Source organism: Providencia sp. PROV119 (assembly GCF_028482435.1).
GTDB lineage: Bacteria > Pseudomonadota > Gammaproteobacteria > Enterobacterales > Enterobacteriaceae > Providencia > Providencia stuartii.
In genome coordinates this window covers 18324-42848 of the sequence record NZ_JAMPQL010000033.1, presented here as the reverse complement: position 1 = coordinate 42848, position 24525 = coordinate 18324, and the positions used below count along the sequence as shown (strand labels likewise).

Below are 24525 nucleotides of genomic sequence, written 5' to 3'. Positions count from 1 at the left end.
GGATACACAGCGCCACAACTTTTTCACGGTCAGTAATATCAAGTGGGATAAAACGAAAATGAGAGTATTGCTCAAGAATATGTAGACGAGACTGTTTCAGACCCTGATCGTAATAAGCATTCATGTTGTCGATCCCAACAACCTCATGACCACTATCTAATAAACGCTGACATAGTCTAAAACCGATAAAACCTGCACTACCAGTAACTAAATATTTCATATTAATTCCATAAAGTTAATTGAATATATAACTTTGATATAAAAACTCACCTTTGGCTAAAAAAGTGACTTTGGCTAAATACGGTAAAATGCAATAAACAAAAATAAATAAAAACTCGAAAGTTTTTTTTCGTTGCAATGCATTATTTAATAAATATAGCAAAGGAAAGATGACGAAAAACCAAAAATAGTTTGCCAATCTTGAAAGTAGCCCAATGTCTAGCCCCATAATAAATGACCAGAAAGTTATTACAAATATAGCGAGACAAAAATTCATATAGTTAAAGTGAGTTTCTTTTTTATTATTGAATATAAAAAAGAAATATAAAATCAAAGGAAGATAATATAATTTTGTTATTATAACTGATATATCTCTAGGTTGAAAGTACTTACTTTCCATATACGAACTATATTTCATATTTGTTAGTTCAAGAATAAATGGTACAGATTGGGATAGAAATATATAGAATGGTAAGCTTAATGAAAATAACAAAAAAGGATAGCGTAATACAAATTTTAATAAAGGCCTAACAAATAACAAAGCTATAAAAATAATAGCTGTGAAATGGAAAGTCATTGAAAACAAGCAGCCAATAATATAAGTTTTATATTTTTTTTCATAAAGAGTTATAGTTAACAATGGCAATAGAGTTAAAGCTGCATATTGACGTATTCCATTTAATTGATTGTTATATATGTTTGTTACAGTAATAAATAGAGCAAAAAAAATCCAAAGTGTAATATGATAATGCTTAAGTTTTTTTAGGTAAAGGAATATAAAAAGGGATTGAACAAAGGAAAATAGTATGAATATAAACTGAGATGGTAATTCCAAGTTATTCAAAATAATATTTGAATAATAAAAGAAAAACTCTCCTGAGTTAAAATATCTCTCCAAAACCCAAGGGTTTTCATATATGTATATATATGATGGGTAATCAGAACCAACATTATATTGCAACCCAGCAATCAAGAAATAAACAATAAAAGCAGGAAGGTATAATATAAAGCTAGGAGTGTAATTTTTTATTATATAGAAATAAAAAGTACAGAAAAGAAGTAGAAATAGAAAGGTCATGTCTATTTTATTTACTTATTAAGTGAGGAGAAATTTTCTATTCCAGAAAATAATGTTTTTTTAAAAGAGAAGAAGCTAATATATTTTTTATATACTGTGTGCTTTTTTATAGCCCAAATTAAAGCCAAAAGTTTAGCTTTTTTCGAACCAAAAATACGACATAGCATAGCACCTTTAGCTTGAATTTTATCTCGTGATGAAAAAAAATCTTTTCCAGAACTTTCCATTGGGTGAATACAAATATTTATAGGAAAGAAACATACTTTACCTTTTTTCTTTATAATATCGGTAGAAAAAATATATTCTTCACCTGATGGGAATGTCGTTCCCAAGCCGAAATTTTTATCAAATTCAACTTTAGTTTTCAGTAAAATTGATTTTGATATTAGCATCTCAACACTACTAATTTTTGAAGCGGAAATTAAAGAAAAAAAGAATTGTTTATCAGGATAATTTTTGTATTCTATTTTACTTTCATTATCAGTGATTACTTTCCCAATTGCAAGGTCTATATTATTTTTACTTGCAATATCTTTAAGAGTAAATAAATTTTCCTTAATAATTGAAATATCATCATCAGCTATGTAGCAATGCGTAGAATTAGTATCATTTTTAATAAAATAGCTTAGGCAATTATTTCTATTATTTGATAATCCACTTTTTTTCAAATGTAATAAAACGTATGAATTGCTACTGAAGACTTTATCTAAATGTGATATATAGAAATCATCATTATGTTCTTTTTCACCTTGGCATGATATTATGTAATTAAGTTTATCACTAACAGGAAACTGATGGGATTGAATATTAGATAGTCTCTTATAGGTCGTTGAGATCAATATTGCTATCATTATTTTAGGATCTCCAAATATTTAGAAAGAGTATTTTCTGGACTAAATCTACTCATTATATCATAAGAAATCTCTTTTTTATTAAAAGAAGTTTTAAAAAACAAATTTGACGGCTTTTCTAAATCATTTTCATAGATAAAACCATTAAAACCAGATTTTATAATTTCGTTTATTCCTCCCGAAATATTTCTAGAAATAACTGGGCAGCCCAAGTATAAAGATTCTAATACAATATTAGGGAAACCCTCATATCTAGAAGATAGAATAAAACAAAGAGCATTTTTTAACAAAAAATTAATATCATTTCTAAAACCAATTAAAAAAATATGATTGCCTAGATTGTTATCTTTAATTATTCTAGCTAAGTCACTCTCCATTGGTCCTGTGCCAGCAATTAAAAGAGGAATATTTTTCTGAAAAAATATTGAACTTTTGTATTCGGTTATTAATAAATCGAACCCTTTTTGATATGTTAATCTTCCAGCAGATAGGATATATTTTTTAAATGGTAATGAGTCCTCATATCTTATCTCCTTTAGTTCAGTGGATGGAATAGCCGGATTATTAATTTTTACTATTTGATTTTTTTTTGTCATTCTTGTTACGTTTTGTATGGATTTTAACATATCATTAGATTGACAAACAATATAGTCATATTTTTTATAGAAAAATCTATATATTAAAGATGAGAGTATAAAATAAATTTTACCTTTACCTTTACCATATATTTCAGGAATATTTGTTTCTCTACAAATTATATTTATTTTTTTGGGGAGAAAAGGGATTAACAAACTAAATAATAGTGAAAAATAAGCAACAGTAGTTATAATATTTTCTGGCTTCTCAGTCCTAATAATATTTATTAATCTAGGTAAGGAATGAATGACTTTTTTCTTCTCTAAAAAGCTTAATTGTATATTATCATTTAAATTACTTATGTTTTTATTTTCATCTTTAGAGTAGCAACATATTATATGTACAGAGTATATTCTTGATAAAAAATTTGCTAACGCAATGATGTTTTTTTCAGCACCACCGCCTCCTAAAGACGGTAATATTATAAATACCTTTTTCATATTCATATAATGTTTTTTTTCATTTTTATATATGTGATAGAATAGTCTAGAGAAAAGAGAAACCTAGCAATAGTAATTGCTATGGCACCACCTAAGACACCAAATTTATATATTAGCAGGTATGAGAGTATAGCTGATAATATAGAAACTCGCATAGAGATTTTTTTATAAATTAAATCATGCGAATTAGGTAAAAAATACCCTTTACTTAGAGCATTAGTTACACCATTGAAAAAAATCCCAAAAGAAATGATATAAAGATATAAATTATTAATTGCAAGTTCATCACCAATTAAATACTTTAAAAAAAACTCGCCTAATGTAAAAATGAATGTCATTGATAAAGTGCTAAATATAATATTAATAAATAATATATTTTTCAATTGACTTCCAGAATTTTGAATTATTACTGGATATATTGCTTTTGCAAATACATCTTGAAAAGTCATTATTATACTACATATTCTTGATGCAATTGCAAATTTAGCAAACTGCAATGTACTTGCGTAGCTTCCTAAAATAATAACTGGAATTGAATTATAGAAATTAGGAGCTAGTATACCAATAAAGATATTCCAACCTCTTTTTATATAGCTGTTAAAATATTTAGGCTTTATTACTTTTACTTTATAAATCTTAATCAAGTAAAAGCTTAGTATTATACCTGATATTAAACTAGGGTAACTGGTAAAATATAATAGAAAAAGAAAATCACCAGGTTCTTTTAAAAAGAAAATTATAAAAAGAAGAGTGGTTATTTTTGTGGCAAGAGCACTTATTAAAAGAATCTTTGTTTTATTTATTGATAAAAAAAACCACGGGCTAGATAAAAAATAGCCAAAAATATATGGAATTAAGGATGACCATATATACATCATGAATTCACTTTTAAATAAAATAAAATAAAAGGATATTATAATGATATATATAAAAGAAAGAAAAAGTCTGATTGCCTGATAATTTGAGAATAAAAAATCTCTAGCTTTCTTATTGTTTATATTTTTAGATACATCTCTAACTCCTGAATATTGAACTCCATAATCCACAATGGTATTTCCGAAGGTTAATATGGTCATTATTAATAAATATTGACCATACATATCAGCCCCTAAAGCACTAGTTAGCAATGGCATAGAGATTATGGGTATCAATAAGCCTATTATCTCTATAGAACCAAGACTGAAAATATTATTTATTATTATTTTTTTGCTGCTCATGTTTATTTTACTTAGATAGTAAATCAAGAAAATGTTCTACACGTAGATTTGCACAGCCATTTTGGCAAAAATATCCGAACTCTAATTTATAATCTTTACCATCATATATATAGCGGCATGGCTTTTCATCAATATACATTTGTGATGGATTATATGCACCAAAGATACATTGTAGTTCATTAATATAAAATTTACCATCTAATGATTCAAGAATATCAATGGCCATTGAATTGAAGTTTCCAGTTTCACATACTTTAGTTGCTAGTTTTAATAGCTCTAAAGGTGGTTCTCCCCAACCGTCTAAAAGGCTACCACTTGCAAAACCAGTCTTTCCTATTAATTTCTTATATCCAAAATAAGAATTACCTATTTTTATTATTCTCCATTCCCATTTGCATTCAATCCAGTCTTGAAATATTAAAAAATGTTTTTGGGCATGGCCTAAAAGAGGAATATTCATAGCAAACTTTTTTTTCTTCGGTAAAATCCCTAAAGCGAAAGCACCGTTAAAATATCCAAAAGATTTTCTAATAAATTTATTTGCCTGACTTTTATTCTTAAGCTTAAAAACTCCAGAACCACTAGCTCCAATGTTTGATTTAATTATTAAAGGAAATCTACTTTGTTCAATGAATTTTAATGCATCATTTTTTCTTACAAAAATATTTGTTTTTACATGAGGAAAATTATATAAAGATAACCAGGAATACATATTGCGTTTGTTTTCATATATAAAATTTTCATCATATGATGGATATATTTTTTTATTTAAAAAATGAGAAATAAAATAAAGCCTTTCATCATATATCGTTTTTCTCTCTTGGATAGAACAAGGTGGCCTACAGAGAAAACCATCTGCATCACTATTTTGTATTTTCTGTAGCCAGTCATTTGCATATAAGTCGATTAACACAAAATCTATATTAAGTTCAGTGCAAGCGTTAATATAATTATTTGTGCAGTCTTTGTTAAATCCATCAAGTATGCCAAGTTTCATTATTTATCCAACTAATTTATTAAAAATATTCTTATTAGAAATACTATTGATAAAACTACTAAGTTCTTCTTGATTATCTTTTCTAAAGTTTCTAGATAATAAAAAGGATGAAATTTCAATTAATGATGTCGCTAGAGGAGTAGGTATATTAGCAATTTTAGCTAAAGTTTCTAATAAAACTAAACCTTTGGGAACATCTTCATAGATATATCTTGAGTTTACATCCTCTGGGCCCTTAGGGCCCCCGGTTGCTGCATACATTTCAAAAACTTGTTTTGCATCTTGAGTTAGATCAACTTCATTTCTATATTTACATTCTTCTACATATGGTGATGGTATACCGTGGTAATGTGAGATGACTTTATTTTTTTCGTTATCCAGTTCCTCAATTAGATTCCAAATTGCTGGAGTAAAGGCCTCCTTATACATCCAAAATTCTCCCTTACTGTATTCAATTCTAGAAGCAGACATAATTGCTCCGATTGTATGTACAACAAGGTTAGGGTTATGGAGTGCAGATTCAATAATATTACTTCTTGTTTTATGATATGCCGGTGTTAGCTCTTTACATAGTTTTAGCGCGTCTTCTTTATATTTTTCTGGATATACTCCAATAGCATTTCGTATATTTTCAAATAATATTTGAATATGACCAGGAGATGTGATTCTTGCGTCATATGGAGTTGACTCACCCTCTATTAATATTACATTTTCTAAATCTATGTAATGTAAACTACCTAAATATCCAGGTATAGACATTATATATTTGGTTCTATCTGTAATATGCTCTTTTATTTTTTTAGATATTTCATGGTGATACAATGTTTGAGTCATAATTATTATTAAATCGGCATCTTGTATACCATTTTTTATATTTCTAGTAATACTTTTTAATGGAATAAACTGATTAGTTATGTTTTTATGAGAAAGAAAAATTCCATTATTTTTTTTTATTACATTATAATTTTCATCATGTAAAGAGTTTGAGGTTTTTATTAGTGTTACATCGTGACCACGCAAGGTAAACATTGCAGCGTGTGCGCAACCTGCATTTCCAGCTCCGAGAATGCTAATATTCATCTATTACCCTATATAACCTGTATTTTAATTAGTGTGAATTTAGTTCGATTGAAAAGTCTTTGACATAGCTACCGCACTGGGTTGTCGGGTCCCAGAGCACCATCGAATTCTACATTCGTGCTTATTAATTGAAAACATTACGTTTTTACGTAGTCGCTCAATTGATAAGCACGTCTTATCATTCATTGCCCTCAAAAGGGCATGCATTTTCGCTGACTCGGTCAAGCGAAAGCGCCTAATAATATCACTAAATATAGTTGCTGACTATCGGTGTGATTGTCTTAGAGAATAGTCTTATTATTTTGCTAACTCTCTAACCTATTGTAAAGAATAGATTTATATTCTTTGGGATTCCTTTGCTGACCGTAGGCAATATTTTATCTGCTATCTTAGGAAATAACCTTATTTTTTATGGATGTATTTTATTCATTCGATTGAGATATATTTCTATACCCGAATATCGAGTTAAGATAAGTGAAATAATTTAGAAATATATCATTTTTATTTTTTGGTTATGCTAATACGCCTTAGTGACGTTAAATTAATAAAGAGCAATAATTAATTTTATTATTTTATTAAATGAATAAAAAAGCATCAGAAATAAACCTTGCTGATAATTATAGTGTGATTTCTAAATAAGTCGAATTTCGACTAGAAATAAAAAACTAGCCGCGAATAATTCAGCGGCTAGTTTTATCATGGATATAACACTTTTATTAATGGCGATTGATTACCATTCGAACGGTACGGTTACCATGACGGAAGCACCAATATCATCACTGGTGTCGTAATCTGTTTTCGATACCCAGACTTTTGCATCGGTGCTGACCATGTTATCAAAGTTATGCCACCAACCTAAATCGACACCCTTGATTGTTTCTGATTTAGGGTAGATTTTGTTTTGTGGATAACTTTCTTTATTGACCTTGGCATAGACTAAACGTGTACTAACACGGTTATCATCGTCAAGGGTATATTCCACTTTGGCTGATAACATACGCCCATCACCACCCATGGCATGACCCAAAGGTGCACCTTGTTGGTAGTATCCATTTTGGTAGATAAAGTGAGTATACATCACGCCGTTTTTGTTCCATTCGGTATGGGTATTAGAACCTTCAATATACCAGCTTAAAGGCTGACCCCATGCAGTATGGTAGCCTTCGATACCCCCCATAAAAGCATTTTTCGATGGGAACATACCGGCTTCATCTTCACCGATCATTTGGCCGTAAACACTGACAGGTAAACCAATCAGCGGGTAGAGTTTGATTTTAGCGTCAAGCCCTGCAAGCTGGTTACCGGGGTCATCATTTTGATCACCCGTATTATCTTTACCGGCCATCGCATTCCAGAAAGAATTCCAGTTGTTAGGGCGACCTTCACCTCCCCACATGACTACGCGTGAACCCCCTAACTCAAAGAAATCCGTTGGGTTCATGGTCATACGTAAACCAATGAGCTTGGTATGGGGTTGTGAGGAGTACTGCTTAATTTGGCCTGCTGTAAGCTGATATTGCCATGAGCCAATCCATGATAACCAAGGGGTTTCAAAAGGACTTTGGTCTGCACGCTGTATCAGGAAACCTGTGACAGGACGTGCTGCATCAGTACGGATCAAGCTACCATCATGGCCTGGCCCCCACCATTGAGGGATCTCACCAAAGCTAACCCATTGGTTCCAAATTTTCACGCCGCCGTAAGAACCATTAAGGTTATAGTCAGAGCCATTTTCAACACGTAACGCTCGTTCAGCATTCGCTTTTAAATTTAAATCGACATCATCGGTGCTGTAATTACCTTCAACGGTATAACGGAAATCACTGTATTCGCTTTGCGCGAACCCCTGTGGCATGGATGGCTTACTCGTTGACAGGTAGGTTTGTAATTGGAGGTTATTTTTAGTGCGACTGAGTTGTTGCTTAATACGCTGCACAATCGCTTCTTGTTCACTATTGGTGATATTTGCATTATTAAGTGAGCGGGTAATTTCTTCTGAAGATAGGGGCCATGTAGAAAGGCTGATTTGAATAACATTACGTTCTGATAACCATGCAAGGTCGTTTCGTAAGTTATTATCCGGTAGAACGAGACCCCCAGCAAGAGTATTGCCACTCATTACGCCCAATACCGTTAAAATGGCCAACTTGGTAAGCTTGATTTTTTTCATTGATGAATCCGTTGAGTTGAGTCGTCTAATTTTTTGTGTTTTAGCGCGAAAATAGGCGCAAAAGTAATAAGTAAATTCCGAACACGAGTAAAGTACGATATCGCCCACAATTATCTTACTGTTCTATTTGACGTATTAGTTAGGCATGTGTGCGGTGTTTTTTTTATATAATAGGCAAACTCTGAATAAATAAAAAGCAGATTATAGGCGCATGCGGTAAATTGCCTTTTTATGATGATATATCACAACATAATTAAAACAGTAGGCTAGAGGAACTATTTGTCTTATTTGGTGATACTGACTGTCTTAAAATGATTGAATAGCAAATTGATTAAACGGATTTTAATTAGGTGAAATTACTTATATTGGCGTGGGAATAAAATTGGCGCCTTAATTAAATGAATATTAAGGCGCCGAGAGTTAATTGGGATCACCGACCATGCTCGGGTAACCAAATTTGCAAACGGAGGCCACCAAGTGGGCTATCGTCTGCTTTTACCCAGCCTTTATGCTGTGAGATTGCGGTTTCAACAATCGCAAGGCCTAGGCCAGTTCCGCCAGTCTCCCTATCGCGTGCTTCATCTGTACGGTAGAAAGGGCGGAAAATGTGTTCGCGATCAGCGGGGCTAACTCCTGGGCCATCATCATCAACTGTGATTAAGATGCCGTTGTTTTCCTCTTTAAAATTGACCGCAATGTGGGTATTTGAGTAGCGAAGGGCATTGCGAACGATATTTTCAAATGCACTGCCTATCGCCGATGGATTGCAATAAATCGGCCATGGGCCTGGCGGAGCGGTGACATCTAACGTTTTATTCATCTGCTCTGCTTCAAAGCGAGCATCTTCTAGAATATCGCCCCATAATTCATCGGCTTTAATATTCTCCCTTAAGATCTCATTTTTGTGCTGGCTGCGTGATAGCACGAGTAAGTCATTGATCATACTATCTAGGCGATGCGTTTCGGTTTCGATACGTTCTAGCTCTTTACTTTCACCATGGCGGCGGCGTAAGAGTGCCGTTGCCAGTTGTAAGCGTGTGAGTGGCGTCCGTAGTTCGTGCGAGATATCAGAAATCAGTCGTTGTTGGGCAGTGACCATGCCATCAAGCGCGCTAATCATCTGGTTAAAACTGTTACCGGCAGAAAGAAACTCTTGCGGCCCCGATTCAAGTTCAGGGTGTGGTCGTAAATTGCCTTTTGCGACATCGTCTGCTGCCATTTTTAATTTACGGGCAGGGCGTGCCAAGCTCCATGATAACCAAAGTAATAATGGGGCGCTAATCAGCATAGTGGCAATTAATAACAAGAATGACCGGTCAAACAATAAGTTAATAAAGTCTGATTGTGGGCTATTGGCTGGGCGAACTAAATAGAGTTGGTAATGGTCTTCACCGTCGCGAATGGAAAAAGGCCCAAGAATTTCCGCGCGACCATATTTTTTCTTTTTCGGGTGATCGGCATTGTCGGATTGCCCGATAAAGTTACGGATCACTTGCATTTCACTGGGCATCGCCCCGATAACACGTCCTTCACTGGTCACAATGATCAGACGTTGCCCCGGAGGCGCCCATTTTTTGATGGAATTAGAAATCCGCCTCCACCAAAGAAGGTCATTCATCGGCGCCTGTGCAAGTTCGGCTTCGATGTGTTGTTCAAGCATTTCCCCTTGGCGCTGCTCACTTTCCAGAAGGGAAGTGAGCTGCCGAGAGTCTAGCTTGGGTACCATCAGCACTAGCATTAACACTAGTGCGAGGGTAAACCAGAAAATTGCAAATATTCTTGCGGTTAAGCTATTTATCATGTTGCTGAAACCATCAAGTATCCACGACCACGTAAAGTTTTAAACCACGGTTGACCATCTGTACGCTCTGGCAATTTACGGCGTAAGTTAGAAATGTGCATATCAATAGCACGGTCAAATGGCGTTAAGCGTTTCCCAAGAACTTCTTGGCTTAGATGCTCTCTTGAAACGACTTGACCAAGGTGCTGAGCTAATAAATAGAGTAGCGTGAACTCAGTACCTGTTAGGTCTAGAATTTCGTTATCAAAGCTGGCCTCTTGGCGACCAGGGTTTAATTGTAGCTTATCAACTTGCAGAACAGGCGTATTGCTATTGTCGCCCTGATTCTGTTCGCTCCAATTAGAACGGCGCAATAGTGCACGGATACGGGCAACGAGTTCGCGGTCATTGAAAGGTTTAGGAAGATAGTCATCTGCACCTAACTCAAGGCCTAACACTTTGTCTAGCTCACTACCGCGAGCGGTTAACATAATGACAGGAGTTTGGTGGATTTGACGCAACTCTTTTAATGTCTCAATACCATTTTTCTTTGGCATCATGACATCAAGTAATAACAGATCAATGGACGAGTCCAGTTGTTGTAAAGCCTGTTCACCATCATAGGCGATGACAACGTTGAAACCTTCCATTTCGAGCAGTTCTTTTAAGAGCGACGTGAGTTCACGGTCGTCATCAACTAATAGGATTTTATGCATGTGTTTAAGTCCTCCAACTGCCAAAATACGATAACAATCTTCATGATTCCATGACTTTACGTTCTTTTACATGCTCTGACGCTAGTTTGCAGCCACCGGCGTATAGTTGTCCACATTGAATCACGAGCACTGTCCGAGAACAAGGAGTCAGAAATGCAAAGAACAGCACAAACAACAGTAATGTTGACGTTAGCCTCTGCATTCATTTTCGGCTCAGTGACGGCTTTTGGGGATACACCAGAAAATGTGGCACAAACTGGTGATGGTTCGACTCCCCTAATGTTGCAAATGCAAAATGAGCCTACCTCATCAGCGTTGGCTAAACTTCAGCATTATGAGCTGTTTGGTAGTGAAGAACGCACGAGTACATTTATGTTTAATGGTATCACGTTAAATGAAAAACAGCGCCAGCAATTACGTGATTTAATGGCAACACAACGCCGTTATCAATTTGATAACCCAGTTTCAGTGCAAGAGCGTGAAGCATTGCACAGTTTAATTACCGCAGACGACTTTGATGAGCAGGCAGTACGTGCCCAATTAGAAAAAAGTTTGCAAAAAGAATTAACTCAGCGTGTTGAAATGGCGCGAATTCATCATGAATTGTATCAGTTATTAACACCTGAGCAGAAAGCCCAACTTGAGCAGATCCATCAACAAAAAATGTCTCAATATCAGGCTTTGCAATAACTCATTGAATGAAATTTATTGGGTACCGAATTCTCTTGATCGTAGTAGTGAAGTAGCAATAAGTGAAGTTTTTTCCTTGCCATAGACACCATCCCTGTCTTTTACAGCCCCTTTTAGGGGCTTTTTTTTTTGCGCTTAGCTTTTAAAATAAAAAATGGATCCCTCTCTATGCTTCCCTTTTGATCACCCCGTTGATGAAGGTTTTTATCGATAATATAAACATGCTGAGCAAATAATATAGGTTCTGAAACAACGGCAAAGGCGCTCTTTGGTGCTTCTATTTTTAATCATCAAGTAGACAAAGCCCTGCGAATTTTATCCTATCTTAGTGTTGTGCGTTTCGTCGAACACCTCTTTATGGTGAATTGTTCAGACTCGACTCTACAGAAACTGATTATTTAGTTAATTATTTTGGATAAAGCGAATTATTATTCCAATGATTTTGCTATTAAGACAAAAAACGGGTTAAATTCATTTTATGAAGATGATCTCACTCTATTCCTATTGTTATTTTGCTCAAAATTCATAGTCTTTATGCCGTAAAATTGTTGTGTGTATTGCAAAGGAAAATAATATTATGAAAATGAAGGCTCTTGTTGCAGTCGCTGTCTCTGCTGTCATTTTGACGGGATGTAAAAACTTAGACCAAGGCATGCTAACTAACTCTGGTATGCAATTATTCCAAGCCGCTACTTTAACGGATGGTGACGTTAAGCAATTAAGCGACCAATCTTGTAAAGAAATGGACGCACAAAATAAAATTGCACCCGCTTCAAGCAAGTACTCTAAACGCTTAGATAAAATTGCTAAATCATTAGGCAATGAAATTGATGGCACACCAGTTAACTACAAAGTTTATATGACTGATGATGTGAATGCTTGGGCAATGGCGAATGGTTGCGTTCGTGTCTATAGCGGCCTGATGGATATCATGAATGATAACGAAGTTGAAGGTGTATTAGGTCATGAAATGGGCCACGTTGCACTCGGCCATACACGTAAAGCAATGCAAGTTGCTTATGCCGCGGTTGCCGCGCGTACCGCAGCAGCTTCAGCGGGTGGCGTTGTTGAGCAACTCAGCTCTTCACAATTAGCTGCGCTGGGTGAAAAACTGATTAACTCTCAGTTCTCTCAACATCAAGAGAGCCAAGCGGATGATTTCTCTTATGACTTGCTGAAAAAACGCGGTGTTAAAACTGACGGCTTAGTCACTGGTTTTGAGAAATTAGCTCAAATGGGTAGCAAAGAAAGCAGCATGTTCGATTCTCACCCACCGTCAGCAGAGCGTGCACAACATATCCGTGACCGTATCGCGGCTGACAAAAAATAATTATTTATTCAGTTAGAATAATATTGAAAAGCAGTAGAGGTGCCGCCTTTACTGCTTTTTTTGTATCTTCATTTGTGTTGATCTTGTGATCATGCCATTAACTTTTTGCTAATAATCTATTCTTTGCTGTTTATCTGCGAATATTGTCTCAAAAAAAACGAAATCAGACCTTGCTGCTTGCACTCTAAAATAACTCCACCTATTTTGATGCTTGAATTTCTTTTTGGGTGTATTCGCTAAAAATAGCTACCCTATTTTTTGTCGTGGCTGGGTAGCAAAAATAAAATAACGATTCGCAAGGAATAAAAATGGAAAAAGCTCAGAGGATTTCTTTGCTAGCAAAAGGCATGGGAATGTTGCTGTCATTTACTTGTCGTTTATTAACGGGCGTACGTACCCGTTGGGTTGGTTGCCAACCGGCAATGACACCACGTATCTATTATGCTAACCATTCCAGCCATCTTGATGGTTTAGTTATTTGGGCTGGATTACCTCCTTTAATGCGCCATGCTGTTCACCCTGTCGCCGCAAGAGATTATTGGGATAAAACGCCCTTTCGACGCTATCTAGTCAATAACGTTTTTCGCGCTGTTTTAATCGACCGTAAAGGTGATGGAACGGCGAAAGAGAATGTCTTAGAGCCACTTGAGGCGATATTGGAAAAACAAGAATCATTGATTTTGTTCCCAGAAGGTACGCGCGGGGATGGCGAAGAATTAAGTCATTTTAAAAGCGGTATCTATCACTTAGCCAAAAAACACCCTCATGTTGAAGTGGTGCCTGTGTACCTTGAGAATTTAAATCGCGTACTACCAAAGGGGTCGAAGTTGGTTGTGCCGGTGATCTGCTCTGCGGTTGTGGGCAAGCCATTAGCCCCATTAGGCGAGGATGAACCAAAAGCCGTATTCTTAGAGCGTGCGAAACTCGCACTAGAGGAGTTGATGCCATGAGTAGTATTTGGGATAGCGAAATCGTGTTATTGCTATCAGGTGTCTTTAGCATACTTGTGGTCGCTAGTATTATTGGCGGGATCCTCGCTTACCGTTATTCAGGGGATAACAGCAATCCAACCATTGATAACTTGAATGCTCGGATCCGAGCTTGGTGGTTAATGTGTATTGTCTGTGTACTTGCCGTTGTGATTGGCAATATCGGTGTCGTGATTTTATTTGCACTGATCTCATTTTTTGCATTGCGGGAGTTTATTACCTTAACACCGACTCGGCGTAGTGACCATGAAGCCCTATTTTGGTGCTTTTTTATTTTCCTCCCTCTGCAATATGTTTTAGTCGGCATTCAGTGGTATGGCATGTTCTCAGTCTTTGTGCCGGTGTTTGTGTTCCTTTTCTTACCTACTCGCATTGCCTTAGCGGGAGATACGTATCATTTCCTCGAGCGTACCTCAAAAATTCAGTGGGGGATGTTAGTCGCGGTATTCTGTTTAAGCCATGTACCAGCCTTGTTGATGTTGGATATTCAAGGTTATGAGGGGGAAAACGTCAAACTGCTGCTGTTCTTGATTGTGGTTACGCAACTTTCTGATGTGCTGCAATATGTGTTTGGAAAATTGTTTGGCAAACATCCTATTGTGCCAAAATTAAGCCCGAACAAAACCATTGAAGGCTTTGTTGGTGGCATTTTATCTTCCGTGCTAATTGGTATCTGCTTGTATTGGGTAACCCCATTTAGTTGGTGGGCAGCAGGGCTAATGTCACTGGCGATTACCCTAATGGGCTTTGTGGGAGGATTATGTATGTCTGCTATCAAACGCGATAGCGGCATCAAAGATTTTGGCGCCATAATCGAAGGGCACGGCGGGATGCTAGATCGTATCGACTCTTTATGCTTTGCCGCGCCAATCTTCTTCCATCTAACACGCTATTTTTATACTTAATCTTAGGCCTGTGCCTGATGACTCCAAGTATTAGCCTTTGAAAATGGAGCCCCGTTGGTTAATTATAACCGCTAACGGGGCTTTTTTGTTTCTCACTCACTCAATCAATAAACGCTTGAGCCAAAACGGCTCAGTTGCGTAGTTTCGCTTTGGTTTTGAGAAAGCCAGTGAACATTTATTTTTTATCGTGTGGGTAGTAGGCGCCTCTGTTTACTTTTAACTCGCAAGGTTAAGCTTCTATGTTACATAAATGCTATGATATGCACTTAATTTTTGTTTCGAAGTAAGACAACACCCGCTATAGTGAGCCTCTGCTTCTGCGGCAATCCGTTTTATAGACTAAAATTGTGTAAGCTGGATCACAATAAACAAGCAAAGCTTGATAGAAAGCAGGTATAGATAGGTTCCTTTGTCTTATTATAACGCTAGGTGAATCAATTCAGCATGAGTTGTTTATAACAGAATGTACGTTAGAAAAGTACGATATCATTGTGTTTTTCATCGATTTGCAATTTATATTCATTAATCAGAGGTCATCATGGTCAAACAGATTAAAAGAATTGGGGTACTAACAAGTGGTGGTGATGCACCGGGTATGAACGCTGCAATCCGTGGTGTTGTACGTGCTGCATTGAGCGAAGGTTTAGAAGTCATGGGTATTTATGATGGGTATCTAGGCTTATATGAAAACCGTATGAAACAGCTAGATCGCTATAGTGTTTCTGACATGATTAACCGCGGTGGCACCTTCCTTGGCTCGGCTCGTTTCCCTCAATTCCGCGATGAAAAAGTTCGTGCTGTTGCCATTGATAATCTGAAAAAAAATCATATTGATGCGCTGGTGGTGATTGGTGGTGATGGCTCTTACCTAGGGGCAAAATCACTAACAGAGGCAGGTTTCCCCTGTATTGGTTTGCCGGGAACCATCGATAATGATGTGGCGGGAACGGACTATACCATTGGTTATTTCACCGCACTTGAAACGGTAGTGGAAGCGATTGACCGTCTGCGTGACACCTCGACGTCTCATAAACGTATTTCGATTGTTGAAGTTATGGGGCGCTATTGTGGCGATCTGACGCTTTCGGCTGCGATTGCCGGTGGTTGTGAGTTTATCGTTCTGCCTGAAAATGAAATGTCATTTGACCGCGAAGAGCTGTTATCTGAGATAAAACAAGGCATTGAGAAAGGTAAACGCCATGCCATTGTGGCAATCACTGAGCATGTTTGCGATGTTGATGAGCTAGCGAAATATATTGAAGCGGAAACGCATCATGAAACGCGCGCAACGGTATTGGGGCATATTCAGCGTGGTGGCTCGCCAGTGGCTTATGACCGTATTCTCGCATCGCGCATGGGAGCCTACTCTATTCAGCTATTATTAGAAGGTTACGGCGGTCGTTGTGTCGGTATTCAAAATGAAAAACTGGTTCACCACGATATCATTGATGCTGTAATGAATATGAAGCGTGTATTTAAGAAAGAGTGGTACGACACAGCGAAAAAACTGTATTAATCTCTACCTCTACGATTGCAAATCTCACCTGTGCGGTGCCGTTTCAGTGCCGTGCAGGTTTGATCTCTCCGCCTGATCTTTCTGCCTTATATTCTTTTGTTGCATAATTTGTCATTTTTAATTATTTCATGTTATTGATGAGATCTGTCAGCCTTCCTTAACAATTGATTGATGAGGAATGGAAGAATGGCGAGTAAATGGCAGGTAACAACCACATTATTATTAGCGCTCACAGCAAGCGCATGGGCAAAAGACATCCAATTATTAAACGTTTCTTATGATCCCACTCGAGAATTCTATCAGCAATATAACCAAGCCTTTAGTCAGTATTGGAAAGAAAAAACCGGGGATACGGTAACTATCCGTCAGTCTCATGGCGGGTCAGGAAAGCAGGCCACTTCTGTTATTAATGGCTTAGAAGCGGATGTTGTGACGCTGGCTTTAGCCTACGATGTGGATGCGATAGCGAAGAGTGGACGTATTGATAAGAATTGGATCACTCGTTTACCCGATAATTCCGCACCTTATACCTCAACGATTGTTTTTCTTGTGCGTAAAGGAAACCCTAAAAATATCCAAGATTGGGATGATTTGATCCGTAAAGATGTTGCGATTGTCACGCCAAATCCTAAAACGTCAGGTGGTGCACGCTGGAATTACCTCGGTGCTTGGGGGTATGCATTAGAAAAAAATCATCATGACCCAGAGAAAGCCAAGCAATTTGTTAAACAGCTTTATCAAAATGTTGAGGTACTAGATTCAGGTGCTCGCGGGGCGACAAATAGCTTTGTTGAGCGGGGAATTGGGGATGTGTTGATTGCATGGGAAAATGAAGCGTTATTAGCGATTAATGAGCTTGGTGAAAATGGCCAATTTGAAATTGTGACGCCAAGTATCTCAATTTTAGCAGAGCCAACAGTGGCCGTCGTTGATAAAACCGTTGATAAGCGCGGGCGTAGGGAAGTGGCTCAAGCCTATTTAGAATATTTATATTCGCCTAAAGGGCAAGAGATTGCCGCGAAAAATTACTATCGACCACGTAATGAGGAAGTGGCTCAGAAATATCAGCAGCGCTTTCCGAAGTTGAAATTATTTACAGTGGACGATTTGTTTGGCGGTTGGGAAAAAGCTCAAACAACGCATTTCTCTAATGGCGGTGTATTTGATGAAATAAGCCGTCGCGATTAGTTGGTTAGGTTTTAAGCTGAGTTATTGTAAATAAATCCATTGCCTTAAGTGAAATAAAATGCGTTAATTAACTTAAGGCAAATTAATGGAAAACCAAGAACGTGTCATCACGGCGGGCATCATCGACTTTCCCTAAATGGGAATAAACAAGGGCGGATCTCCGCCTGTTGTCCATTTTATCATTCACAAGATAATCAATATCAAAAAGACCGCACTGCTGAATTTGTGTCTATCTAACCGGATATTCGATCTTACTTAGGCAAAATATTACCCATGTCGAAAAACTATGCTGACATTACTACGCCAATTATTTCTGAAAAATAATCAGTATTCCGCGCTTATTTCTTACATCTCTCTTTGTGTGGGGGTGATTTTTTATTATCTGACAGTCATTCTTCAAGTTTTTAGGACGCTATACACTGAACAGAACGGCTTTTATGAAGTCACATATGCGTTTTTTAAAGTCGTGAATTTTGCCTTGCTCGCCTATGTAATTATACTGGCGCCGGTATATTACTATTACCTTAAAACGCGAATTCATTTTTTTTATCGCGTGTTACTGTATTTTATATTACCGTGTTTTATAACTTCTGTTATTTGGTATTTTCGTTTGTACTCTCTATCGCCTAAATCATATAACTCCCCAGAGTTATCACTTGCATTCGTTGAGCACATTATATTTTTTTGTTACATACAAGGCCTGTCGATTGTCATGACTGTACCTGCAATCATGACAGATTGCGTGCTGAGTATACTCAGAAAAATAATCGCTCTAATTTATGGGGCGTTTTCTTCAAAATAAAAAAATCGCATACTCTTAGCGCTATATCCTGACGAGCATTCATAGCATTGAGGATTTTAAGCAAAGCTCATCTCTGTTGAGCAATACTCGTCGCGGATACCCAAAAAAGCTTTTTATAGTGAGAGTGACTGACTTGTGAGGGAGAAGTCAGTCACCGTTTTTTAGCTTATTGCCATACGTATTTGACACCCAGTTGGCCTAGGTAGAATGTCTGGCGGTTGTTGCTGCCAGAGGTGATCCCCGCCCCTTTTGGGTTTTCCCATGTACTTGGCTCAACGGCAAATCCGCCCCATAGCGTCAGTTTTGGGGTCAAATTATAGAAAACTTGGGTGCCGACACGATAGCCATCTTTCACTTTCTGGGTTGTGCGCTGGTTACTATCATAGTTGTGCTCGTTCAGGTAATAGCGGAAGTACGGCATGATGCTCCAATCCTGATTCAAGGTCACTGGGAAGTAGCCGCGGATCTGATTTTGTTCCCATGTTTTATTGAAGTCTTTATCCCACGTCCAGTCGGTATACATGTACAGTTTGGCGGTGGCGGAATCATTGATCTTATAAACAATACCGTGTTCAGATTCCCATTCATAACTATTGGGCGCATGGAAGTTGTCATAATGATAAAAGGCATCCCAGAAATTAAATGCCCATTTGTCGTTAAAGTGATAAGTACCACTAGGCATTAACCAAAAGAGTGTATTCGATGGGCGAGCCATAGTACCTGGTGCGGAATCATTAGACTCTTTACGGTAGGTTACGTTTAAGTTGAATTGGCCTACATCGCTAGAATACATTTTTCGTGTCGCACCGATTTGAGTACGGTTACGAATAAATGAGTCTTTTGAGGTTGAAAAGTTGTGGTTGTAGCTTCTTAATGACTCTTTGTGCTCAAGAAAAAAGCTCCATTTAGATTCAGGGTTTGACAGAAACAGTTGGCCGATCATGGTGGTTTTGTCGTAGACCTTACCGCCGCTGGTATTATGGTGGCCTTCAAATTTCTCCAGCTCCATATAGACATTGGAGGTAATGCGCCAGTAGTCATTATTCACCGTCTCAACAGCTAATGCAGACGTTGTTAGTGTTGTGGTGGCGAGAAAGAGTAAACCATTCAAAGATGTTTTCATGATGATCCTTTAATTTTTAATTATTGTTTATGAAATAGCAGTGTCAGTTTATTTAGGGTGTAGCAACCAGCCCTTGATATCGCTTTGGATATCAAGGCTGGGAAGAACCTTGTTTAGAAAATAAATTAGTGAGTCGTGTTGTAGGTTTCACCGTGACCATAAGGGAACAGAATTTTGTTACCTTGTGGATTTTTGATGTTAACGGGTAATAGCCCTTTTGGTGGATTTAGAGGTTGTGCCTGTGGATTTGCAAATAGCGTACGTAATCCACTACGAATGTTGGTTTCCAGTGAATTACGGTTGTTATTGGTGATATCAAACCCTGTAATACCGTAGATAGCGATATTCGCTTTGACGCCTTTTAGGTAAGCGATGTCATATGGGTTACGTGATGAAATAACGACAACCGGAATATTCGCTTTGTTAGCCTCATCAATCACCAACTGTGCATTAGCAGGGTTATCTTTTAGGTTATACGTCGTCAGTAATACGAGATCTTGGCCTTTTAAGAGCGATTGAACCTCTTTTGCACTAAGCGTATTTTCAGCCAGTTTGATCATTGCAGTTTGGCTCTCAATCGCGACACCCGTTTCATTAGCAATATCATTTAAGTGCTTTTGAATTAATGTGTTACGTGGGTTTTCATCAGAAATCACCAGAATGCGATTTTGTGGTTTGAGAACATAAGGTAGAATATTATCGTTTTTAATCAGTGTGATAGCTTGCTCGGAAACCATATTTTCTAAGTCTTTATGGCTCTTTGAGGCGACAACAAGTTGAGCATTGTTTAAATCAACAGGCTGTGCGGTGATCTCCTGCTGTAACTTTTTCAGCACGACACGTTTTGCCGACTCATCAATCCGTTTCCTTAACTCAGGATTTTTCTTGGCTTCGCTCTCAAGGTGGCGATACATATTGTCTAAGCGTGTTACCGCTTCGCTATCCCACATTTTGATTGGCATAAGGATAATATCGGAGCCTGCTAACAGTGACGTTTCCACAGCCCAGTTCATATCAAAGTTATCAGCGATTGCCCCCATATCCATAGCATCGGTGATGATAAGACCGTTGTATTTGAGTTCATCACGTAAAACACCGTGCAGGATCGGCTTGGAAAGCGTGGCAGGAGTGCCAACCTCTTTTCCTGATAATGTTTTGATTTTGTTGTTATCTAATGCAGGCACAATAATGTGTGCTGTCATTACCGCATCAGCACCATGACTCAGCGCATATTGGAACGGCGGTAATTCTGTGGAGCGCCAAGCTTTAGCATCGGAATTCACTACGGGTAAGTCGACATGAGAGTCAGAGGAAACATTACCGTGTCCGGGGAAGTGTTTCAGTGAGGTCAATAAATTATATTTGTGGATCCCTTTGATGTAATTGGTTGATAGCGCTTCAACAAGCTCTTTGTTGTCGGAGTAAGAGCGGACACCAATGACAGGGTTGTTTTGGTTGTTATTGACATCAACAACGGGGCCAAAATTGATATTAAAGCCAAGGCTAGATAATTCATAGCCATGGATCATACCCGTCAATTCCGCTAGAGCTGGGTTACGTGTTGCCCCTAATGCCATATTGCCAGGCATTTCGGTGCCGACACGGAGGCGAGTCACATAGCCGCCTTCTTGGTCAGTACCAATAAAGAGTGGCAAATTACTCCGTGAGGCTTGTAGTTGATTAATTAATTCAACGGTTTGTGGGGTATCAATAAGGTTTTCACGGAATAAAATAACAGAGCCTAAATGGTATTGATTAATGACCTTAGCGACTTCGTCATTCATCGCTAGAAATGGTGCAGGCTCGCCTTTGCTGTCTTTATTCCAATAACGGAAATCCAACATAAAAAGTTGGCCGATTTTTTCAGCTTCAGACATGTTTTTCACAATTTCATCAGCCGATTTTTGTTTATCTTTCCACAATTCGTTGAGTTGTGTTTGCGAAAGGGGGTCGGCTAACGACATTGCGCTGAGTAAGCACAGAGAAAGTAGAGTCAGATTTTTCATCGAATCAGTCCTTGGTTATTTTTCGATGAATAATAAGTATCGTAAATTAATTGTAAAGTGAGATTAATCACAGTTAAGACTATTCTTATCCGTTATTAAATAAGAATAGTCGATTATTTAATAATTGAGAAGCCTGCGATTATCTTATTGATTTTAAATGGGTAAATTATCTGGAATAATCAGCGAAATTGTAGAATAATTCCGTTTTGGAATTATTTCTTTATGTGATCTTGACGATAAAGTCGACGAAATAAATTAATCATCTAAATGGTTATCTTACGCTCTAATTTTATTCTGATTAATATGTTAAGTGTAATTTTATTGTTTTTATTAACGTAAAATAGAGGGTTTAATAAAAAAGTCGCAGAAAATTTCTGGCGACTTTTTTAAAGTTATAAAATAAGAAGGTGGTACGCTGTTTTATCACTGCCAGCTATATTTGAAGCCAATCTGTCCTAAATAAAAGGTTTGCCTGTTATTGGTTCCAGAGGTCATATCATCATCTTTTGGGTACTTCCACTGTGTGGGTTCAATAGCAGCACCCCCCCATAAAGTCAGTTTTGGCGTTAGCTTGTAGGCTACCTGCGTACCAATACGATAACCATTTTTTACTTTCTGAGTTAAGTGTTTGCGCTGATCATAACTGCTTTCATTCAGGAAGTAACGGAAATAGGGGGAGATTTCCCATTGATCACTCAGCTTAATGGGTAGGTACACCCTGATTTGATCTTGCGAGAAAATGTTCTTGAAATCTTTATCCCAAACTCTATCACTGTATAACGTCAGTTTTGCCGTAATCGTGTCAGAGTATTTATAGGTGACACCATGTTCAGCTTCCCATTCATAGTTGTTTGACTTTAAAAAGTTACTGTAATAGTAAAAAGCATCCCAGAAATCGAATGACCATTTCTTATTAAAAGCAAAGCTACCTGCTGGCATTAACCAATATAAGCTGTTGGATGAGCGTGATAGGGTGTTGGGTGCAGAATCATTGGACTCTTTACGGTAGGTGCCGTTTAGGCTCAATACGGCGTCTGTACTACGATAAAGTTGGCGTGTGGCCCCAATTTGAGTTCGATTGCGAATATAGGAATCACGAGACGTTGAAAAATTACGCCCATAGTTGCGTAAGGATTCTCGATGTTCTAAATGGAAGCTCCAAAGTGAAGATGGGTTAGTGAGGCTAAGTTTACCGACCATACTGGTTTTATCGAAAACTTTGTTATCAAAACTATCCCGTTGACCGCGGTACTCTTCAAGTTCCATATAAACATCAGTATCAACATGCCAATAATCATTATTTGTTTGAGATACCGCAGTTGCAGGTAGTATTATTGCAGTGCTTAGAATTAAACCTTTTAAATATTCCATAATCATCCTTATAGCGAATGTTTTATTTTATAAACGCCGATGACAATATTTCTTAAATAGGTGGCGACCATTGTTTGTTGATATTAATGAGATGATTAATCTATTTATTTAAATATCTTTCTCATAAAGATAAATAGATAAAACAATAATCACAAACGAGGTCAATATAATGTTGGGAGATAAGAGGTGTCCAGTATTCTCAAACGGAGGTATAACAGGAATAATCAAGTTTATTAGTGAGATGTGTGGTTTTTTATATTGATGATTTGAAGTTTTTTTCTATTGGGAATAAATAAAATATTGAAAGAATAATTTGCATTAAGGAATTTCTTTTTTTGTGATCGCATTAAGTTAATATAATCGTTTCAAATATAATTATTTATTATTCCTTAATAGGGGGATTATGTTTTTAATTATGGCATTAAATAAAAAAACCGCCAATAAATATTGGCGGTTATTATCAATGAAATATAAATTATTTGGCTTTTTTAGCTTCAGCAGCTGCTTTAACGATAACAGCAAACGCATCTGCTTTAAGTGATGCGCCACCAACAAGTGCACCATCGATATCCGGTTGAGTGAATAGCTCTGCTGCATTGCCTGCATTGACTGAACCACCGTATTGGATGATGACTTGCGCAGCAACCGCAGCATCTTTTTTCGCAATATGGTCACGGATAAATTTATGGACAGCTTGAGCCTGAGCTGGCGTCGCTGATTTACCTGTACCGATAGCCCAAATTGGCTCATAAGCGATGACCGCATCTTGGAATGCTTGGGCGCCTAGTGTATTGAGTACAGCGTCGATTTGGCGAGCGCACACTTCTTCTGTTTTACCTGCTTCATTTTCTGCTTCGCTTTCACCGATACAAAGAACAGGAACCAAGCCTTGCTCTTTCAGTACAGCAAATTTTTTAGCAATAAACTCATCGCTTTCTTTGTGGTAGGTGCGACGCTCTGAGTGACCGATAATAATGTATTTTGCGCCGATATCTTTGAGCATTTCGGCAGATGTTTCACCAGTAAATGCGCCGGAAAGATTGACGTCAACGTTCTGTGCACCTAGGGCGATACGGCTACCTGCAAGCGCATGTTTTGCTTGAGTCAGATAAATAGCCGGTGGCGCAATTGCTACGTCACAGCCATCAACACTGCTCAGCTCGTTGCGTAGGCCAGCAATCAGGTCATTAACCATGTGAGTGCTGCCGTTCAGTTTCCAGTTACCCATTACCAATGGATGTCGCATGTTGTTTCCTCCAACCAGAGAGTTTGATTTATCAATAAGTGACTCGCTGCTGTGTAACACGGGGTGCAACGAGAAAAATTTTTCTGTTATGGACCTTAAAAATTTAGGTGTTAAGTATAAAGAGAATACATAACAATAGCTTTGCTTTTTATCACGCTGATGACGATTGCTGTGA

The 24525-nt window shown here is 37.5% G+C and carries 20 protein-coding genes; 6 read left to right on the top strand and 14 right to left on the bottom strand.

The features are described 5' to 3' along the window. From PSF11_RS19905 to cpxR, 10 genes are all read right to left on the bottom strand, one after another. A partial coding sequence (locus PSF11_RS19905; protein WP_272682879.1) for an SDR family NAD(P)-dependent oxidoreductase occupies positions 1-220 on the bottom strand: 220 nt, incomplete at its 3' end. 15 nt (positions 221-235) lie between these two features. Further along, a complete protein-coding gene (locus PSF11_RS21405) occupies positions 236-1297 on the bottom strand; it encodes an EpsG family protein (protein ID WP_036942525.1) in 1062 nt (353 codons plus the stop codon). A gap of 11 nt (positions 1298-1308) precedes the next feature. After that, complete coding sequence (locus tag PSF11_RS19900) at positions 1309-2148, bottom strand: hypothetical protein (RefSeq protein WP_036942526.1); 840 nt, start codon at positions 2146-2148, stop codon at positions 1309-1311. After that, positions 2148-3230, bottom strand: coding sequence for a glycosyltransferase (locus PSF11_RS19895; RefSeq protein ID WP_036942527.1), 1083 nt, complete (start codon positions 3228-3230; stop codon positions 2148-2150). Before PSF11_RS19895 ends, PSF11_RS19900 begins: the two co-directional genes overlap by 1 nt. Beyond that, complete coding sequence (locus tag PSF11_RS19890; protein WP_036942530.1) at positions 3227-4441, bottom strand: oligosaccharide flippase family protein; 1215 nt, start codon at positions 4439-4441, stop codon at positions 3227-3229. Before PSF11_RS19890 ends, PSF11_RS19895 begins: the two co-directional genes overlap by 4 nt. A 7-nt stretch (positions 4442-4448) precedes the next feature. Then, entirely contained in the window at positions 4449-5438 is a 990-nt protein-coding gene (locus PSF11_RS19885; RefSeq protein WP_072502670.1) for an ATP-grasp domain-containing protein, read from the bottom strand. Between the two features lie 3 nt (positions 5439-5441). Then, the gene (locus PSF11_RS19880; RefSeq protein WP_072502671.1) at positions 5442-6518 is read right to left on the bottom strand and encodes an NAD/NADP octopine/nopaline dehydrogenase family protein; all 1077 of its coding nucleotides are present in this window, start codon (positions 6516-6518) and stop codon (positions 5442-5444) included. Positions 6519-7248: 730 nt separating this feature from the next. Further along, on the bottom strand, positions 7249-8637 hold the full coding sequence (locus tag PSF11_RS19875; protein ID WP_404932090.1) for a capsule assembly Wzi family protein: 1389 nt from the start codon (positions 8635-8637) through the stop codon (positions 7249-7251). 481 nt (positions 8638-9118) lie between these two features. After that, positions 9119-10489, bottom strand: a complete 1371-nt coding sequence (gene cpxA / locus PSF11_RS19870; RefSeq protein WP_272682878.1) for an envelope stress sensor histidine kinase CpxA — start codon at positions 10487-10489, stop codon at positions 9119-9121. Further along, positions 10486-11184: an envelope stress response regulator transcription factor CpxR gene (gene cpxR / locus PSF11_RS19865; protein ID WP_004924392.1), complete on the bottom strand. Its 699-nt coding sequence runs from the start codon at positions 11182-11184 to the stop codon at positions 10486-10488. Before cpxR ends, cpxA begins: the two co-directional genes overlap by 4 nt. A gap of 153 nt (positions 11185-11337) precedes the next feature. On the opposite strand from cpxR, the gene PSF11_RS19860 reads away from it, so the two are divergent. The 6 genes from PSF11_RS19860 to PSF11_RS19835 all read left to right on the top strand — a co-directional run bounded on the left by PSF11_RS19860 (position 11338) and on the right by PSF11_RS19835 (position 17802). After that, a complete protein-coding gene (locus PSF11_RS19860; protein WP_014657231.1) occupies positions 11338-11874 on the top strand; it encodes a Spy/CpxP family protein refolding chaperone in 537 nt (178 codons plus the stop codon). 577 nt (positions 11875-12451) lie between these two features. After that, entirely contained in the window at positions 12452-13204 is a 753-nt protein-coding gene (locus tag PSF11_RS19855) for a M48 family metallopeptidase (protein ID WP_004924398.1), read from the top strand. 308 nt (positions 13205-13512) lie between these two features. Next, positions 13513-14154, top strand: coding sequence for a lysophospholipid acyltransferase family protein (locus tag PSF11_RS19850; protein WP_004924402.1), 642 nt, complete (start codon positions 13513-13515; stop codon positions 14152-14154). Beyond that, a complete protein-coding gene (locus tag PSF11_RS19845) occupies positions 14151-15098 on the top strand; it encodes a phosphatidate cytidylyltransferase (protein WP_004924405.1) in 948 nt (315 codons plus the stop codon). The genes PSF11_RS19850 and PSF11_RS19845 overlap by 4 nt, the downstream gene beginning before the upstream one ends. A gap of 538 nt (positions 15099-15636) precedes the next feature. Next, positions 15637-16614: a 6-phosphofructokinase gene (pfkA, locus tag PSF11_RS19840; protein ID WP_004924408.1), complete on the top strand. Its 978-nt coding sequence runs from the start codon at positions 15637-15639 to the stop codon at positions 16612-16614. A 186-nt stretch (positions 16615-16800) separates the two neighbouring features. After that, the gene (locus PSF11_RS19835; RefSeq protein WP_042117111.1) at positions 16801-17802 is read left to right on the top strand and encodes a sulfate ABC transporter substrate-binding protein; all 1002 of its coding nucleotides are present in this window, start codon (positions 16801-16803) and stop codon (positions 17800-17802) included. 968 nt (positions 17803-18770) lie between these two features. On the opposite strand, the gene PSF11_RS19830 is transcribed toward PSF11_RS19835, so the two are convergent. The 4 genes from PSF11_RS19830 to tpiA form a co-directional block, all read right to left on the bottom strand. Further along, the gene (locus PSF11_RS19830) at positions 18771-19727 is read right to left on the bottom strand and encodes an OmpG family monomeric porin (protein ID WP_004924417.1); all 957 of its coding nucleotides are present in this window, start codon (positions 19725-19727) and stop codon (positions 18771-18773) included. A 125-nt stretch (positions 19728-19852) separates the two neighbouring features. Next, positions 19853-21733: a glycoside hydrolase family 3 N-terminal domain-containing protein gene (locus tag PSF11_RS19825; RefSeq protein ID WP_036942545.1), complete on the bottom strand. Its 1881-nt coding sequence runs from the start codon at positions 21731-21733 to the stop codon at positions 19853-19855. A gap of 423 nt (positions 21734-22156) precedes the next feature. Beyond that, complete coding sequence (locus PSF11_RS19820) at positions 22157-23104, bottom strand: OmpG family monomeric porin (RefSeq protein WP_036942548.1); 948 nt, start codon at positions 23102-23104, stop codon at positions 22157-22159. A 475-nt stretch (positions 23105-23579) separates the two neighbouring features. Then, positions 23580-24350, bottom strand: a complete 771-nt coding sequence (tpiA, locus tag PSF11_RS19815; RefSeq protein WP_040132578.1) for a triose-phosphate isomerase — start codon at positions 24348-24350, stop codon at positions 23580-23582. Positions 24351-24525: the final 175 nt, after the last annotated feature.